This window comes from Tamlana crocina, from assembly GCF_012037625.1.
The window spans coordinates 74,170-90,521 of record NZ_JAAVJS010000009.1; the positions used below are offsets into that span (position 1 = coordinate 74,170).

The following is a 16,352-nucleotide window of genomic DNA, read 5'->3' on the forward strand; positions in this document are numbered from 1 at the left end:
ATGGTAAAGGCTGGTGTTTCGATGGTATAGGTAAATGCCCAAGTATCTGAATTATTGGCGCAGTCCGTATAAGTGTAGGTGTATGTTCTCGTGCCTTCACAGGTCAATGGGTCCGGGGTTTCGGTAACTACTGCAGCTGAGGGCGACAGGGTATTGCCACAGGCATCGGTAACCGTGGGTAGAGTAAAGGTTTCAGTAGCATCGGCGATGCACTCTACGGTGCTCCCCCCATCTTCATCGGCGATGGTGAAGGCGGGGGTGTTGATGGTGTAAATGAATGCCCAAGTATCTGTATTTCCTGCACAGTCTTCGTAGGTGTAAGCATATGTTCTCGTTCCTTCACAGGTCAGCGGGTCCGGGGTTTCGGTAACCACAGCAGCAGAGGGCGACAGGGTGTTGCCGCAGGCATCGGTAACTGTTGGCAGGGTGAAGGTTTCGGTGGCATCGGCGATACATTCAACGGTGCTTCCTCCATCGGCCTCTGCGATGGTGAAGGCGGGGGTGTCGATAGTGTAAGTGTACTCCCAAGTATCGGTGTTTCCTGCACAGTCTTCGTAGGTGTAAGTATATGTTCTCGTACCTTCACAGGTCAGTGGATCCGGATCTTCTGTAACTACTGCAGCCGAGGGTAACAGCGTATTGCCACAGGCATCTGTAACCGTTGGCAGAGTAAAGGTTTCAGTGGCATCGGCGATGCACTCTACGGTGCTCCCCCCATCTTCATCGGCGATGGTGAAGGCGGGGGTGTTGATGGTGTAAATGAATGCCCAAGTATCTGTATTTCCTGCACAGTCTTCGTAGGTGTAAGCATATGTTCTCGTTCCTTCACAGGTCAGCGGGTCCGGGTCTTCGGTAACCACAGCAGCAGAGGGCGACAGGGTGTTGCCACAGGCATCGGTAACTGTTGGCAGGGTGAAGGTTTCGGTGGCATCGGCGATACATTCAACGGTACTTCCTCCGTTGATATCGGTTATGGTGAAGGGTGGAGTGGTGATGGTAATGGTCTGTTCAACATCAGTGAATTTTCCACAATCATCAGTCACCCTATAAGTTCTGATAATAACTTCGGTACAAGTTCCACTGTCGGAAACATCAGATAGCCAAGTTACTATTGGAGGGATACCCGAGTTATCAGCCTCATCGGTTACAACATTGGTATCTGGGTCTGGGATGGTATCCGTACATTCCAAATTTATAGGTTCTGGGTTGCTGGCGGTAGGAGGTGAGTTAACGTAATCTTCATAATCAATGGGTATTTGAAGTTCTCCGGTAATTGGTTCACCGACGCATGTCCCATTTTCTTGATACCCTAAAATTAAATCGGTAATAAATGCCACACCCGATATGGCTCCTTCACCGCTAATGTTTCCTGTAACGGAAACATTGGGTTCGAAATTACTATCTCCCAATACAGAACAATCGGTTGTAACTGTTAATGAAAAACTTAAATCTGCCAAAACAGTATCAGGATCGGTTGGAAGAGGTAAATCTCCTATTTCCCAAATGATACTTCCAAATGGGCCAACACTAGAATCATAAAATGGCGTATTTGGGTTTGTTGTGCTGTTTAGTGGCGGATAAACGTTAGAACTGAGATTTAGATTAGTAGGGTCTATAGCTTCTGTGAGCGGAATAGTGATGATCCCGTTAGTAATATCTTCGGTCCCTGTGTTTCTGATATCAATGGTAAAGATAGCACTTTGTGAAGGTTGTAAAGATGAGTTTGTTCCACTTGGTGGATTCCCATTTATTGAAGTGTTTGTAATAACGACTTCAGGCTCCGGAATATAAGCATCTACGGCAAATGTAACGTTAAATATAGCATAAGAGTCATTCACAGTACCATATCGAAATCTAGTAGAGGTTTGTCCGTTGTCTATTAGAGAATTACCTGAATTGTCAACATTGAATACCACCACGTCTAGACCAGCATTGTTTTGTCTAGATTCATCTCTAGGGTCATCAAATGAATCTCCATCGTTATCGACTAATATTGAAGAGTTAAAAAAGTTAGTAGTAGTATTTCTGCTATGTGATAGGGGTTGAAAAATACCAGAATTTTGTTGCTCTATAGAAAAGAAATCTCCAGCCCAACCTACTTCACCTTCGCTAGCCATTAGGCCCAATTTTAAGTTTACATCACCATTTTGAACAGCATCAAAGCCAGAAGCTGAAATGGTTTGTGGCAATCCGCCGGCACCAACATAGGCATAGCCATCAAAAACCGTAATGTCTCTCCATTTCATTTTAGAATTTTCATAGACTACAACCATGCCCCATCCGCCAGAAAACCCAGTAACATCAATGTTTCCTTCTCTTAAGGCGATATCCGCAACAGTATATTCACCTAAACCACGGGCTTTAACAAAATCAGTAACTTCGGAGTAGCCAACATAGATATTGCGGTTATTTCCATTTGTAGGATAATTTATTTCGGGGTTTGGGTTGGTTGAAGCTGAGATAAGCTGATATGTGGTGTCTCCAGGTCCTTTTAAACGCACTTGGGTTTTATTTAGGGATTTTGGAGATCCATTATGGGTTACATTAAACGTATTGGGATTATTATCGCCATCAGCATTGGTGTCGGCTCCGGCATCTGCACGACCTACCCAATATAAACCAGCATAAAGAATGTTTGAACATTCTGGTACAGCCCCATTTTCAGTAGAAAATAGTAGGTTGGCTGACGAAGAATTGATTGTTTCTGCAATTGCGTCCACATCAACGTACTCCATGTCATCATCATTGTCGGCTGTATCACTGTAGTTCACCAACTTAAGGTTGGCATTACCAATCATGGCAAAGTCGCCTTTAACGCTATATACTTCTTGGGTAGGGGTAGCATTAGATGTTCTTGGGTTGAATACAACTTGACCATAACTGTCTAAAACAGATATAATAAGCATAAAAGCTAAGCACAATAAATTAATTGAGGCCTTGCTTTTGTAAGTTGTTTTAGAGTAGATGTTTCTCATTTTTAACCTTTTTAAATCAGATTATAATATTATGAAGGGTTTGCCGAGATATGGAAAACTCTAACATTGGGGGTGACTTTTATAAAGTTTTGAATATCTTCATCAGTATATTCGAAGTAGCATTTTAGAAAAACATATTTCAGTTTAACAAAATGAGGGCTGTCGCTTAAATCCAATACCTGGTTCAAGTCGTTTTTTGATTTCAATTTTACAGTTATTAATTTCACTTCTTTAAACTGATCGTTATCGGTATTTAAAAAAGCGAAAGAATTATTGTCGCTTAAAGTGATTCGCTTGATGTCGCCTTCACCATAAACTTTATCGATTTTGTTGTTCGAAACATAAATCGTTGTATGTAAGTTTTGGTAAAGGTCATAAAACTCTGTTCTGTTTTTGCTTTTGTCAACTTTTCCGGCCGATTTACTAACCGACGGATTTTCTTTTTGTAGCTCATAAATATCATAGTCTTGAGCTGCCACTTGGTTGCTAGACAAAAATAAAATGGACAAAAACAGAAATAAAAAGAAAAATGATGGAGTAGTTTTATTTTTCATAATTAAGAAATAATAAAGTTCGCGATACGACAGATAACAGTATTTAATTACAGTATGGAACGCTAAAACTAGCGTGAGGCACGCCTGAACTTGCCAACCAGTAAACCGTTAAATATAATCTTGAAGAGAGATAATTGCGCAGACATAGTATTGGCTAGCAACACTATATTTAGTCGAGAAATTAGATTTGGGGTCATAATTTTAAATTTTTGTAGGTAAAACAAAAGAACACATATATTGATAGCTGTTCAAAATTTCATGGTAAATCACTTATAAATTCGTTTAAAAGTTTCCTGTTGACATTTTATCGGTTTTTATGAGTTTTTTAACGATTGAATGTTCAATATGTTAAAATGTTTATAATTAATAATTTAACAATTTTAATTGATGCAACTTCGTTTTTTTACGATTTAGTCATTATTTTTAGTTAGCTTTAATGAGCAAATAAATTGAATTTTATCGACAAAAACAACTTTTTAACGATAAAAAAAGCATTTAATCGATTGATATGAAAGAGTTAATATTAGTTAGGCATGCCAAATCGTCTTGGGAATATGATGTCATTGATCACGAAAGACCATTAAAAAAGCGAGGTTTTAATGACGCCAATTTGGTTTCGAATCATTTAAAAAATGAAAATTTTAACATAGATTTAGTGATTTCGAGCGATGCTGTAAGGGCTAAAACAACAGCTGAAATCTTTATTGAGAATTTAAACATCAGCAACGATATTGTGCAATTTGAACACAATCTTTACGATTTCTCGGGAGAACTTCTTACCCAAGTTATTAAAAATTGTAATGATGCCGTTGATCGTTTAATGGTATTTGGGCACAACCACGCTATTACGGCATTTGTAAATACGTTTGGGGATAAATATATTGTTAACGTGCCAACAACGGGCACCGTGATATTGCAATTCGATATCAATTCTTGGGACGACCTAAAACTTGGAAAAACCATAATGACCATTTTTCCAAAAGATTTAAAATAAGGTGTTCTTTGCAGTTTATTAATGGTTTGGGCATCCGTTTTTAGCTTAAATAGAATATATTTGTTTTTCAAAATACATATCATACATTTTAATGGCTGAATTAAAAATTCCTACCGATAACACATACATAAACAGAGAAATTAGTTGGTTGCATTTTAATGCACGAGTGATGCAAGAAGCTGAAGACGAAACGGTTCCGTTGATTGAACGACTTCGGTTTTTGGGCATTTTCTCCAATAATTTAGATGAGTTTTTTAAGGTGCGTTATGCCACCGTTAAGCGTATTGTTGAAGCTGGGAAAGGAGGAAAGAGCGAATTGGGGGGCATACGCGCCGAAGAATTGCTCGAAATCATCACACAAATCGTTATTGATCAACAAACCGAAAGCTTACGTGTACTCAATGCCATTCGCGAAAAGCTTAAGGAAGAAAACATTTATATAATCAACGAAACGGAAATTACTAGTGAGCAACACGATTATATAAAGGAATATTTCCTTAAAACGGTCAGCCCGGCGTTGGTTACCATTATTTTAAATGATTCGGTGGTACTTCCTAATCTAAAGGACAGTGCCGCATATTTGGCCGTAAAAATGGTGATGCCCGGTAACCAGAAACAATTTGCGCTTATAGAAATTCCGAAAACCGTAGATCGTTTCGTGGTACTGCCTAAACAGGATGACAAAGATTATATTATTATGGTTGATGATTTGCTGCGCCATTGCCTCAGCGATATTTTCAACATCTTTAATTATAAGAGCATTTCGGCACACATGATTAAAATTACCCGAGATGGCGAATTGGATTTTGAAAGTGATTTGAGTAAAAGTTTTATTGAGAAAATATCCGATAGTGTAAAGCACAGGCAGGTTGGTGAGCCCGTTAGGTTTGTGTACGATAAAACAATTGATCAGGAAACCCTTCATTATTTAATGCAAAAAATGGGTATCGATAGTACCGATAGTATCATTCCAGGGGGGCGATACCACAACAGGAGAGACTATATGGGCTTCCCAAGTTTAGGGCGTACCGATTTAATGTACGATAAAATTGAAGCCTTACCCATAAAAAACTTAAGCCTTCAGGACAGTATTTTTTCACCCATTGCAAAAAAGGATTATTTACTGCATGCGCCGTACCAAACCTTTTCGTATGTAGTGAAATTTTTGAGGGAGGCCGCTTTAGATCCCACGGTCAAAACCATTAAAATTACAATTTATCGCTTAGCGGAGATATCGCATATTGCAAGTTCACTGATCAATGCTGCTATCAATGGAAAATCGGTTACGGTATCCATTGAGCTCCGTGCCCGTTTTGATGAGCAGGCCAACATCGATTATGCCCAACAGATGAAGGATGAAGGCGTTAATCTCATTTTTGGCGTGCCCGGACTAAAAGTGCATAGTAAAATGTGTGTTATCGAGCGTGAGGAGGGCAAAAAAATAAAACGCTATGGCTTTATAAGTACGGGGAACTTCAACGAATCGACCGCTAAGGTTTACACCGATTATACACTGTTTACCGCCAATCAAAAAATACTAAAGGATGTCGATAAAATTTTCGCGTTTTTTGAAGCCAATTATCGAATAAACCGATACAAGCACCTTATTGTTTCACCGCATTACACCAAAAAAGAAGTTTTTAAATTAATCGATAAGGAAATCGAAAAGGTTAAAAATGGGGAAGAAGGACTTATCAGGCTAAAAATGAACAGTATATCGAGCTATCCCATGGTCGATAAACTATACGAAGCCAGCCGCTCGGGGGTTAAAGTGCAAATGATTGTTAGGGGGCTTTGCTGTTTGATTCCCGGCGTTGAAGGGATGAGCAAAAATATCGAAGTCATCAGTGTAGTCGATAAATTTTTGGAGCATTCAAGAATTTATATCTTTGGAAAGGATGAAGAATCCAAGCTTTATATTTCGTCTGCCGATTGGATGACCCGAAACATTGAAAACAGGGTAGAGGTAAGCTGCCCCATTTATGATGCCGATATTAAACAGGAAATTATCGATACATTCAACATCAGTTGGAACGATAATGTGAAAGCCCGTTTATTAAACACTGAAAAGGAAAATGAATATTTGATGAACGATAAGCCTAAAGTAAGATCTCAGTTTGCTATTTACGATTATTACCAAAAAAAATTAGAAGACTAATATGCTCTCAATCAAAAAGTATGCAGCCATCGATATTGGTTCAAACGCCGTAAGGTTACTTATTTCAAACATAATTGAACAAAAAGGAAAGCCCGTAACGTTTAAAAAAAACTCGTTGGTGCGTGTTCCAATCCGTTTGGGTGCAGATGTTTTTGTAAAGAACAAAATTTCCAAAGAAAATACCGAACGTATTCTCGATACCATGTTGGCTTTTAAATTGCTGATGAAATCCCATAAAGTGGTGAAGTACAAAGCATGCGCTACATCGGCCATGAGGGAATCGGCCAACGGCAAAAAAATTGTTGAACAGGTGTTGGAACATTCGGGTATTAGTATTGATGTAATTGGGGGCGAAGAAGAAGCGGCCATTATTGCGGCCACTGATTTGGACAAATATATAGACCCCGACAAAACCTATTTATACGTTGATGTAGGTGGTGGTAGTACCGAGTTTACTGTAATAGACCGTGGTAACCAAGTAGCGTCGCGTTCTTTTAAAATAGGTACGGTGCGTTTGCTTAATGACATGGTCTTAAACGAATCGTGGCAAGAACTAAGGGAATGGATTGGTGAAAACGTTAAAGAGTACGAGAAAATTTCTGTTTTGGGATCTGGTGGAAACATCAACAAAATATTTAAAATCTCTGGAAAAGCTTTAGGAAAACCGCTATCGTATTTTTATATGACTTCGTACTACAACACGCTTCAGTCGTATTCTTACGAAGAACGTATTTCAGAATTAGGGCTTAATCAAGACCGTGCCGACGTAATTATTCCGGCCATGCGCATATACCTTTCGGCTATGAAATGGAGCGGTGCAAAAGATATTTTTGTGCCTAAAATTGGACTGGCCGACGGCATTATAAAAAGTATATACTACGATACCGTTTCTAGCAATACACAGTAAAATTTTGCACTTCAGCCTTTTAGTTGCTTTGTTTTGAAATTATAAATTATATTCGTGCATATTATTAATTATAACCCAAATCTATTAATAATGAGCAAGCCATAATGATGAATTTCAGCGACTTTTGAATATGGCCAAAGCATCTGATAGATTTACAAATAAACAACAGATGAAAAAAATATTACTTTTAACTGTTCTTAGTTTTTCCGTTTACGGTTTTTCCCAAAATCAAGATTCACTTAGCGTTAGCACCGAAGAACCCAAGCAAAACACCTCTACTTTTCAGGGTGTAAAATATGGTGTACGTGGTGGTTATACCATTTCGCATCTCGATTTTGAAGATGCCCCAATAATGGAAAACAAACACCGAAATAGTATTTACATAGGTTTTTTTGCTAATATCGGACTTTCTAAAACATTTTCTATTGTACCCGAATTGCAGTTCTCAGCAGAAGGAGCAAGGGCAGAAGTTCTACATCTCGATTATATACAAATGCCTGTATTTTTTAGGTTTAGATTCAGTGAAAAAATCCATGCCGGTTTAGGGCCGCAAATAGGATGGAAAGTGCATAAAGTGGGTGACAATATGGTCGATTTAGCCTATTCGGCCGTTGCAGGTGTAGAATACAAAATAAACTATGCGCTGTATGTTGATGCCAGATACAACTACGGATTTGGGAATGTGTTTCACGAAAATACCGGAGTTTCAGCCAAAAACCGAAATATTCAAATAGGTGTAGGGTATAAGTTTTAACCGTGAATAGTTTCGCTTTTTCCTAAATCACGCATAATTTCCGCTTCATATTCAAGAAGTTGCTGCCATTTGGCGTCAACTTCTTTTTTATTGCCATAGGTTCTGGCAAAACCTAAAAACATGGTGTAGTGGTTGGCTTCACTAACCATAAGTTTTTTGTAAAATTCGGCCAATTCCTTGTCTTCCAATTCTTCTGAAAGCAACCTGAAGCGTTCACAACTGCGTGCTTCAATTAATGCGGCATAAAGTAAACGGTGCACCAATTGTGTGGTTCGGCTACCTCCTTTAGGGAAAAACTTAACGAGTTGTACTACGTAATCGTCGCGGCGGTCGCGACCCAAGGTCCATCCGCGTTCTATAATTTTGTCATGAACCATTTTAAAATGGCTGATTTCTTCTTTTACTAAAGCTGTCATTTCCTGAACCAATTCGGTATACTCCGGAAAACTTACAATTAACGAAATGGCTGTGCTTGTTGCCTTTTGTTCACAAAAGGCATGGTCGGTCAATATTTCTTTTATATTTTTCTCAACAATGTTGACCCAACGCGGGTCGGTTGGCAGTTTTAATCCGAGCATAACAGCTATTTTTATTAATTAAACATCCAAATCGAAAGCTTTTCGCAACATATCAATGTTGGGGTTCTTTTCCTTTAGTTTTTCAAACTTTTCAAAAGGGGTATAGGCGTATTGTTTTTCCTTGATTTCGTTTATGGTTATGGATAGGTTGATGTCGAAATTATTGAGCTCCTTCCTTATATACCCTAAAAGGTCGTATTGTTGGCGCTCAACTTCAACTTTATTGGTTTCATTGGGGTATTCCAAATGCGCAGTTGTGCCTTTAACTTTAGGTTGGTCAATCGACAAAATAGAAGCGAGGTTGTGCTGTCCATCGACAGTAATTTTATCGATGTAAGCCTTCCAAACCTTTATAAACTCCTTTTCGGTAAACGGTTCTTTCGGTAAATCTTCCTCGTTAACCACCACTTCCATTTGTTTGATTTGGTGGGCTTTCTTCTCGCGAATACTTTTTAAGGATAAACCTGAAGTACGTTTGGAATCTTTATTGAGTTCAATTTTTGGAGGCTGCTTGGCTTGAAATTGTTCAACCTTTTTTGTTGGTGCAGGTTTGGTTTCAACATTGGCCTGAGGTTCCGCAACTTGATTTTGTACAGGCGTTTTAACCGGAATGGGCGTAATGCCCTTCTTTTTGAAGTATGACGCCGGAATTATGTAATGTTTGCTATTTTTTTTTTCTCCATCAAAAGTGATAGAGGCAAGTTGCATGAGGCAAAGTTCGACGAGTAACCGTTGGTTTTTACTGCTTTTGTACTTAAGGTCGCAGTCGTTGGCGAGATTGATACCTTGCAACAAAAAATCTTGCGAGGCCTTTTGTGCCTGCTCTTGGTATTTGGCTTTGGTTTGTTCGCCCACTTCCAAAAGTGGAATGGTCTGTTGGTTTTTACAAACCATTAAATCCCGGAAATGCGATGCCAACCCAGCAATGTAATGGTGCCCATCAAACCCTTTGGAAAGTGTGTTATTGAACAACAATAACAACTCTGGAATTTTGTTTTCCAAAACCAGGTCGGTGCTCTCAAAATAGGTTTCGTAATCCAGCACGTTCAGGTTTTCGGTAACGGCCTGTCGGGTTAAATTTTTCCCCGAAAAGCTCACCACACGGTCAAAAATAGAAAGCGCATCACGCATAGCACCATCAGCCTTTTGAGCGATGATGTGTAGGGCATCGTCTTCGGCTTCTATACCTTGTTCTTCGGCAATATATCTTAAATATTCCTTAGCATCGTTTACCGTAATACGCTTAAAATCGAAAATTTGGCAACGCGATAAAATGGTTGGGATGATTTTATGCTTTTCGGTAGTAGCCAAAATAAAAATACAGTGCTTGGGTGGTTCTTCCAAGGTTTTTAAAAAGGCGTTGAAAGCGGCCTGCGAGAGCATGTGCACCTCGTCAATAATATATACTTTATATTTTCCTATTTGCGGCGGAATGCGTACTTGGTCGGTGAGGTTCCTAATATCGTCTACCGAGTTGTTCGAAGCGGCATCCAGCTCAAAAATGTTAAATGAAAAATCTTCGTCATCCTTTTCGCTACCGTCGCTGTTTATCATTTTGGCTAAGATACGTGCGCAAGTGGTTTTGCCCACACCACGCGGACCGGTAAACAACAAAGCCTGGGCCAAATGGTTGTTTTCAATGGCATTTAATAAGGTGTTTGTAATGGCCTGCTGCCCAACCACATCTTTAAACGTTTGGGGTCTGTACTTGCGCGCCGATACTACAAAGTGTTCCAAATCTTGCTGAATTTATTTCAGCATCATTTTTGATGCCTTGATAACCGAAACAAAGTTAAACATTCCATTTATAATTGAAAATACAGAATGTAGAATTTGCTAGTAGTTATCAACAACAATTTAAAGCACTCTTTACAAATGAGTGCTAGCTTTTATAAGTTAAAATTACAACTTCGGTTAACCTTCAATTCTTTCTCAACAAAACCTAGCTTTTAAGCATTTTCAATTGTACTTTTGCAATAAGTAAATCGCCTTATCGCTCGAATGCTGAACTTGTTTCGGCAAACGGGAGGAAAGTCCGAACACCGTAGTGCAACATAGTGGTTAATGGCCACCGGCCGAGAGGTCAGGAAAAGTGCAACAGAAAGAATGTACAGGTAATGCTGTAGTGAAATCAGGTAAACTCTATGTGGTGCAATGCCATGTAAACCAGCGTTTGAAGGCGGCACGTTTGATGCTGGAGGGTAGGCAGCTAAAGTATACTGGTAACAGTGCATTCAGATAAATGATAGGGGCGTTCTGGGTTGGTTTAAGAGAGATTCTGAAACGAGTTCAGAATGAACAGAATTCGGCTTATAGATTTGCTTAAATAAACAACCCCTTCTTAAATTTAAGAAGGGGTTTGTTAAGTAAGTTGTTAAAAATAAAAAGGTAGATTGTTTTTAATTAATAATTTAACCTGTTTTAGTGAACGATGATAATCAGTTATTCATTGAAGTAGTATCGGCCATCACTTTAGCAGCTTCAATTTCCTGAAGGGTTTTGGATATTCCGCTGGTATCGTAGTATGCGTATTCCTGAACAATTTTACCATCAACAAATTCAAGGGTTAAATGAACGGGAATGACCAATTGTTTTCCGGTAACATTGGCTTTTCCGCCCCAATTTCCCCAATAGTTTACCCAAGTTTTTCCGTCTTTATCGATAACCATTTCATGTATACCGCCTTCTTTTGAAAATCCGTACGACGAAAAATTAGATAGCATTTGCTGCATACCTTCTATCATTTCAGATGGTGAAGCCGCCTTGTTGGTGTTGTGGAAAATTTTGGCGGTATCGGCAAAGTGCGATTTCCAAGCTTCCCAATCTTGGTTTTCGTAAGCTTTGATGCCCGCTTTTACGGTTTCGATTTCTGCTGATTCTTCAAAATAACGCTGTGGTTTGTTTTGGCAAGCAACAAAAACAATAATTGCCAAACTGAGTAAAAGAAGTTTTTTCATGTTATTTATGGTTTTAAAGTTAGTATTCAATACAAACCATAAACAAGTTCAAGAAAAAGAAATGTTCCCTTTTTGAGAGAAAGTTAGCGTTGCATAAAGTCTGGGACTCTTAAGGAGAACACTAAAGTACTGAAAAAAAAGATATTAATAAGAATTAGGCTTCGTTTTTTTCAAAAAAGCTGAATACATTACCGCCGTAGCTTTTGGAATAACTAAAATGCTCCACTTCCGAAAGGTTGGTGTGTTTGGAATGTTCCACTACCAAAATACCATCTTCCAACAAAAAGTCATTTTGGAACACCAATTGTGGAATTTTAGCAAAGTCTTCATCCGAAAAGTCGTAAGGTGGGTCGGCAAATACTATGTTCACTTTAAAGCTGGCTTTTTCTAAAAACTTGAACACCTCGGCTTTAATGGTTTCAATGGGCATTTCAAACTTTTTGGCTGTTTCGTTTATAAACTTAACACAGGCAAAATGTTGGTCTACACAAGTAATTTGTTGAGCGCCCCGTGATGCGAATTCGTAACTGATATTTCCCGTTCCGGCAAAGAGGTCGAGCACCGTAACTTCATCAAAATAATACAAATTGTTCAAAATATTGAACAACGATTCTTTGGCCATATCGGTTGTGGGCCTTACGGGTAAGTTTTTGGGAGCAACTATTTTTCTGCTTTTGTATAATCCTGAAATAATTCGCATTAAAAGCTTTTTATAATGGTGTAATTACTGTGTGCGTTTAAGGGTTGGGCGTTAAAATCGTATTTGTAATTGTCTTCGCGTTTGCCCAAAAATACTAATCTTATGTATTTGTATGCGATAACATAAAGCTCGTCGTTAGCATCAATATCGCCCAAAAAGATAAGGTTGGTGGTTTCTGGACTTAATTTCAGCTGTTCCAAACAGAACAAAATATAATAAATAAAATCTTCTTTGGTTCTGTATGCAAACGAATTGTACAATAACAATTTACCGTTCTTTACAATTAAAATTTCAAAATGGTCGTTACTAACATTTACATAGGCTTTTGTGGTCTCTAAGTTTTTCTCGGTTTTTAGAATTTCTTCAATCAAAACTGTAGAAACGTGTTTAAACGTAAAATCGCCAAACTTGTCGTAAATATAATTGTTGATGTTGATGTAGGGCACGTAAACGTTTTCACTACGATTGATTTCAATGGAATCGAAGGTAATAAAATCCGATTTTAAAATCTTCGAGTTGAACTTTAAGTAATCGGCCAAATGCTCTTCGTTAAACAAAGACTTTGGCACTAGTGTCGATAGATTATTATCGTGAATCACCCGAACTTCATTGAAATCTTGCTGTAATGCGCTTTCGGTATCGAAAAAGTGTTTCAATTGGTCGAGCGCTTCAAAGGGGATAAGTTGTTTGCCAAAACTCACCGTTTTTAAAAAGGTTACGGTTTGGGGGTTTCGGTTTAATATACAAAAAGAAAGTCCACTCAAGCTTATTTGAATGGACAGTTCTAATATGTTGTTTTGGGTAGTATCTTTATTCGTTGGCACCATAGGTTTTTGGCCAGTTTCCAGATGTGTTAACTTCGTTCATTGAGCCTACTTTTAAGGCATCGCCGTTAACACCATCAACCGATACTACTTGTTTTTCTTGTACCAAAAGGTCTTTGTTTTGGTCGAAAAGAATAACGTCTTTTTCTACGGAAGCTTCAAACACTGGGATTAAAAGTTTGTTTTGCTCAATATGGCCAGCTTCCATTTTAAATTTGGCACCATCTTCCCCAACAGGAACATTCATCATTTTTTTGTAACGATTAGACTTTTTAAATAAAGAATCTTTTACAGAAACATAGCCCAATGTATCTATAAGTACAATATCCTTAAAAGTATCAACACCGTAACGTTTAGTCATTTCTTCATCAATTACACTAGAGTCACGTCTTTGGGTAATGGTAAATTCGGCAGTATCAATAAACTTGATTAAATCGTCAAAGTTTTTTGCAAACTTTCCTGTAACTTGCTTGTGTGCCAATTGAGAGTCTCTAATATCCTTTAAACTTTCAATAACTACTTTATAACGCTTGTTTTTTTCTTTATTAAATTGGATAGGCTCATAAATAGACATGTAAGTTTGGTAACCCAAAAAAGCGATAAGTACCCAAAGTAATATGTTTAAAACGGGTTTTAATTTATTAGGTATAAATTTGTCAACCAGCTTCACCAAGCCAATTGTAACTAAAATTACTGCAACAGCAATCAGAATAAAATTCAACATAGTTTGTTATTTAATTAAAAAAAGTTTATTAAAGGTATTTAGCAAATCTACAATTTTTTTTTAATCGTAAAAACAATGTTCGGTAAAATCATTTTTATATTTGAATAAATTATTAACCCCGAAAACCCTCAAATGACAGCTCCCGAGTTCTATTCACTTTTAAAACAGCAGTTTCCGTTTCAACCTACCCTAAAGCAAAATATTGTTTTGCAACAATTAGCGGAATTTATTTTTACCAAACGGCCCAATGCGCTTTATGTGTTGAAGGGCTATGCTGGGACTGGAAAGACAACCATTGTGGGTTCTATAGTTAGTAATTTATGGAAAGCTAAAAAAAGTGCGGTTTTAATGGCACCCACGGGTAGGGCCGCCAAAGTGATTTCCAATTACTCGGGGAAGGAAGCCTTTACCATTCACAAAAAAATATATTTTCCGAAGAAAGAAAGGGGAGGGGGCGTTAAATTCGTTTTGCAACCCAATAAGCATAAAAACACCATTTTTATTGTTGATGAAGCGTCCATGATTCCTGATACACCCGGCGAATCCAAACTATTTGAAAACGGATCTTTATTGGACGATTTGATGCAATACGTTTATTCGGGCCACCAGTGCAAATTACTTTTAATTGGCGATACCGCACAGCTGCCACCCGTAAAATTGGATTTGAGCCCCGCTTTGAATGAAGACAACCTCGGGCTCAATTACAACAAAGAAGTCACCAAAATGGAACTCGACGAAGTGGTGCGCCAAGAACAGGATTCAGGTATTTTGGCCAATGCCACCGTGTTGCGCGAATTGCTTTTAAATGAGATTTTCGACAGTTTTAAATTTGATTTAGCACCTTATAAAGATATTGTGCGTTTGGTGGACGGCTATGAAATTATGGACGCCATTAATGAAGCTTACAGTGCAAATGGCATGGAAGAAACTGCCATTGTGGTGCGAAGTAACAAACGGGCCAATCTGTACAATCAACAAATCAGGAGTCGGATTCTATTTAATGAAAACGAATTGACACCGGGCGATTACCTCATGGTGGTTAAAAACAATTATTTCTGGATAAAACCCACAACTGAAGCCGGTTTTATTGCCAATGGCGATATTATTGAGGTTTTGGAAATTTTCAAAATACAAGAGCTTTACGGTTTCCGTTTTGCCGAAGTAAAGGTAAGGATGGTGGATTACCCACGTATGCAACCCTTTGAAACCGTTTTACTGTTGAATACCATTGAAGCCGAAACGCCTTCGCTCTCTTATGAAGACTCTAATAGACTTTATGAAGAAGTAATGAAAGATTTTGAGAGCGAAACCAGTAAATACAAAAAGTTTTTAAAAGTAAAAGCCAGTAAACATTTTAATGCGCTGCAGGTTAAATTTTCGTACGCCATAACTTGCCATAAATCGCAGGGCGGGCAATGGCAAACCGTTTTTGTAGAGCAACCGTATTTGCCTAATGGTGTCGACAAGGAATATTTACGTTGGCTTTACACTGCCGTTACGCGTGCCAAAGAAAAGTTGTATCTTATTGGTTTCAAAGACGAGTTTTTCGAGGAGCAATTTTTATAAAAACAGAAATAACGTTTCTATATGGTTCCGTAGAATTAACTGATATTTTATATAATAATGTTTGTAGAAACCATAATAAGCATTTGTTTGGGCATTGGGCTATCGGCTTCGGTAGGCTTTAGGGTGTTTTTACCGTTGTTTACTTTAAGTTTAGCCTCTTATTTTGATGTTTGGCAACTCAACGAATCTTGGCAATGGCTAGGAAGCCATGCCGCACTTGTTGTTTTGGGCGTGGCCACGTTAGTTGAAGTTGTTGCCTATTTTGTTCCTTACATTGATAATCTGCTTGATAGTATTACCGTGCCGTTGGCGGCAATTGCAGGAACCACTATAATGCTTTCTACAGTGGCCGATTTAAGTCCGGTGGTAACATGGTCGTTGGCCATTATCGCCGGTGGTGGTACCGCAGCCGCAGTGGCAGGTACATCAAGCACCACACGATTGGCATCAACAGCAACCACAGGCGGTTTGGGCAACCCTGTTGTTTCTGCGCTAGAAACGGGCACATCGGTAGCCATGTCAATCATTTCAATATTTGCTCCCATTTTGGCGGCCTTTTTGGTAATCTTCATATTATTTGTAATTTTCAAACTGTACAAAAAGTTTAAATCGGCTAATACCGAAAACCTTTGATATTTATAGTACATTTGACAACAGAATT

General features: G+C 38.5%; 14 protein-coding genes and 1 other RNA gene. 7 read left to right on the forward strand and 8 right to left on the reverse strand.

From position 1 onward, the window contains the following. The coding region (locus HC176_RS08050) for an HYR-like domain-containing protein (protein ID WP_483414747.1) at positions 1-2,975 on the reverse strand (2,975 nt) is incomplete at its 3' end. Positions 2,976-3,004: 29 nt separating this feature from the next. Continuing rightward, complete coding sequence (locus HC176_RS08055; protein WP_167917683.1) at positions 3,005-3,529, reverse strand: hypothetical protein; 525 nt, start codon at positions 3,527-3,529, stop codon at positions 3,005-3,007. A gap of 508 nt (positions 3,530-4,037) precedes the next feature. Between HC176_RS08055 and HC176_RS08060 the strand changes: the two genes are divergently transcribed. The 4 genes from HC176_RS08060 (at position 4,038) to HC176_RS08075 (ending at position 8,342) form a co-directional block, all read left to right on the forward strand. Further along, entirely contained in the window at positions 4,038-4,523 is a 486-nt protein-coding gene (locus HC176_RS08060) for a SixA phosphatase family protein (RefSeq protein WP_167917684.1), read from the forward strand. 91 nt (positions 4,524-4,614) lie between these two features. After that, the gene (gene ppk1, locus HC176_RS08065; protein WP_167917685.1) at positions 4,615-6,681 is read left to right on the forward strand and encodes a polyphosphate kinase 1; all 2,067 of its coding nucleotides are present in this window, start codon (positions 4,615-4,617) and stop codon (positions 6,679-6,681) included. Between the two features lies 1 nt (position 6,682). After that, complete coding sequence (locus HC176_RS08070) at positions 6,683-7,588, forward strand: Ppx/GppA phosphatase family protein (RefSeq protein ID WP_167917686.1); 906 nt, start codon at positions 6,683-6,685, stop codon at positions 7,586-7,588. Between the two features lie 169 nt (positions 7,589-7,757). Then, positions 7,758-8,342 carry a porin family protein gene (locus tag HC176_RS08075; RefSeq protein ID WP_167917687.1) on the forward strand — a complete coding sequence of 195 codons (585 nt, stop codon included), beginning with the start codon at positions 7,758-7,760 and terminating at the stop codon, positions 8,340-8,342. Here HC176_RS08075 and HC176_RS08080 read toward each other — a convergent pair. Together HC176_RS08080 and dnaX are read right to left on the reverse strand one after the other, a co-directional pair. After that, entirely contained in the window at positions 8,339-8,920 is a 582-nt protein-coding gene (locus HC176_RS08080; protein ID WP_167917688.1) for a MiaE family protein, read from the reverse strand. The genes HC176_RS08075 and HC176_RS08080 overlap by 4 nt on opposite strands. A gap of 18 nt (positions 8,921-8,938) precedes the next feature. Next, positions 8,939-10,657: a DNA polymerase III subunit gamma/tau gene (gene dnaX, locus HC176_RS08085; protein WP_167917689.1), complete on the reverse strand. Its 1,719-nt coding sequence runs from the start codon at positions 10,655-10,657 to the stop codon at positions 8,939-8,941. 240 nt (positions 10,658-10,897) lie between these two features. On the opposite strand from dnaX, the gene rnpB reads away from it, so the two are divergent. Further along, positions 10,898-11,249, forward strand: an RNA gene (rnpB, locus tag HC176_RS08090) — RNase P RNA component class A. Positions 11,250-11,358: 109 nt separating this feature from the next. On the opposite strand, the gene HC176_RS08095 is transcribed toward rnpB, so the two are convergent. The 4 genes from HC176_RS08095 to HC176_RS08110 form a co-directional block, all read right to left on the reverse strand. Next, on the reverse strand, positions 11,359-11,877 hold the full coding sequence (locus HC176_RS08095) for a nuclear transport factor 2 family protein (RefSeq protein ID WP_167917690.1): 519 nt from the start codon (positions 11,875-11,877) through the stop codon (positions 11,359-11,361). 154 nt (positions 11,878-12,031) lie between these two features. Further along, a complete protein-coding gene (gene rsmD / locus HC176_RS08100; RefSeq protein WP_167917691.1) occupies positions 12,032-12,577 on the reverse strand; it encodes a 16S rRNA (guanine(966)-N(2))-methyltransferase RsmD in 546 nt (181 codons plus the stop codon). Beyond that, positions 12,577-13,404 (reverse strand): DUF3822 family protein, encoded by an 828-nt coding sequence (locus tag HC176_RS08105; RefSeq protein ID WP_167917692.1) that lies wholly within the window; start codon positions 13,402-13,404, stop codon positions 12,577-12,579. Before HC176_RS08105 ends, rsmD begins: the two co-directional genes overlap by 1 nt. After that, on the reverse strand, positions 13,388-14,125 hold the full coding sequence (locus HC176_RS08110) for a hypothetical protein (RefSeq protein WP_209309689.1): 738 nt from the start codon (positions 14,123-14,125) through the stop codon (positions 13,388-13,390). The genes HC176_RS08105 and HC176_RS08110 overlap by 17 nt, the downstream gene beginning before the upstream one ends. A gap of 132 nt (positions 14,126-14,257) precedes the next feature. Here HC176_RS08110 and HC176_RS08115 point away from each other — a divergent pair, with 132 nt between their 5' ends. Beyond that, positions 14,258-15,691, forward strand: a complete 1,434-nt coding sequence (locus tag HC176_RS08115) for an ATP-dependent DNA helicase (RefSeq protein ID WP_167917693.1) — start codon at positions 14,258-14,260, stop codon at positions 15,689-15,691. Positions 15,692-15,748: 57 nt separating this feature from the next. Then, positions 15,749-16,324: a DUF4126 domain-containing protein gene (locus tag HC176_RS08120; RefSeq protein ID WP_167917694.1), complete on the forward strand. Its 576-nt coding sequence runs from the start codon at positions 15,749-15,751 to the stop codon at positions 16,322-16,324. The last annotated feature ends 28 nt before the right edge of the window (positions 16,325-16,352 follow it).

What these genes read in the sequence shown, in the direction of transcription:
- HC176_RS08055 (WP_167917683.1), bottom strand. Translation starts at nt 3,529, where the DNA reads ATGAAAAATAAAACTACTCCATCATTTTTCTTTTTATTTCTGTTTTTG.
- HC176_RS08060 (WP_167917684.1), top strand. Translation starts at nt 4,038, where the DNA reads ATGAAAGAGTTAATATTAGTTAGGCATGCCAAATCGTCTTGGGAATAT.
- ppk1 (WP_167917685.1), top strand. Translation starts at nt 4,615, where the DNA reads ATGGCTGAATTAAAAATTCCTACCGATAACACATACATAAACAGAGAA.
- HC176_RS08070 (WP_167917686.1), top strand. Translation starts at nt 6,683, where the DNA reads ATGCTCTCAATCAAAAAGTATGCAGCCATCGATATTGGTTCAAACGCC.
- HC176_RS08075 (WP_167917687.1), top strand. Translation starts at nt 7,758, where the DNA reads ATGAAAAAAATATTACTTTTAACTGTTCTTAGTTTTTCCGTTTACGGT.
- HC176_RS08080 (WP_167917688.1), bottom strand. Translation starts at nt 8,920, where the DNA reads ATGCTCGGATTAAAACTGCCAACCGACCCGCGTTGGGTCAACATTGTT.
- HC176_RS08095 (WP_167917690.1), bottom strand. Translation starts at nt 11,877, where the DNA reads ATGAAAAAACTTCTTTTACTCAGTTTGGCAATTATTGTTTTTGTTGCT.
- rsmD (WP_167917691.1), bottom strand. Translation starts at nt 12,577, where the DNA reads ATGCGAATTATTTCAGGATTATACAAAAGCAGAAAAATAGTTGCTCCC.
- HC176_RS08105 (WP_167917692.1), bottom strand. Translation starts at nt 13,404, where the DNA reads ATGGTGCCAACGAATAAAGATACTACCCAAAACAACATATTAGAACTG.
- HC176_RS08110 (WP_209309689.1), bottom strand. Translation starts at nt 14,125, where the DNA reads ATGTTGAATTTTATTCTGATTGCTGTTGCAGTAATTTTAGTTACAATT.
- HC176_RS08115 (WP_167917693.1), top strand. Translation starts at nt 14,258, where the DNA reads ATGACAGCTCCCGAGTTCTATTCACTTTTAAAACAGCAGTTTCCGTTT.
- HC176_RS08120 (WP_167917694.1), top strand. Translation starts at nt 15,749, where the DNA reads ATGTTTGTAGAAACCATAATAAGCATTTGTTTGGGCATTGGGCTATCG.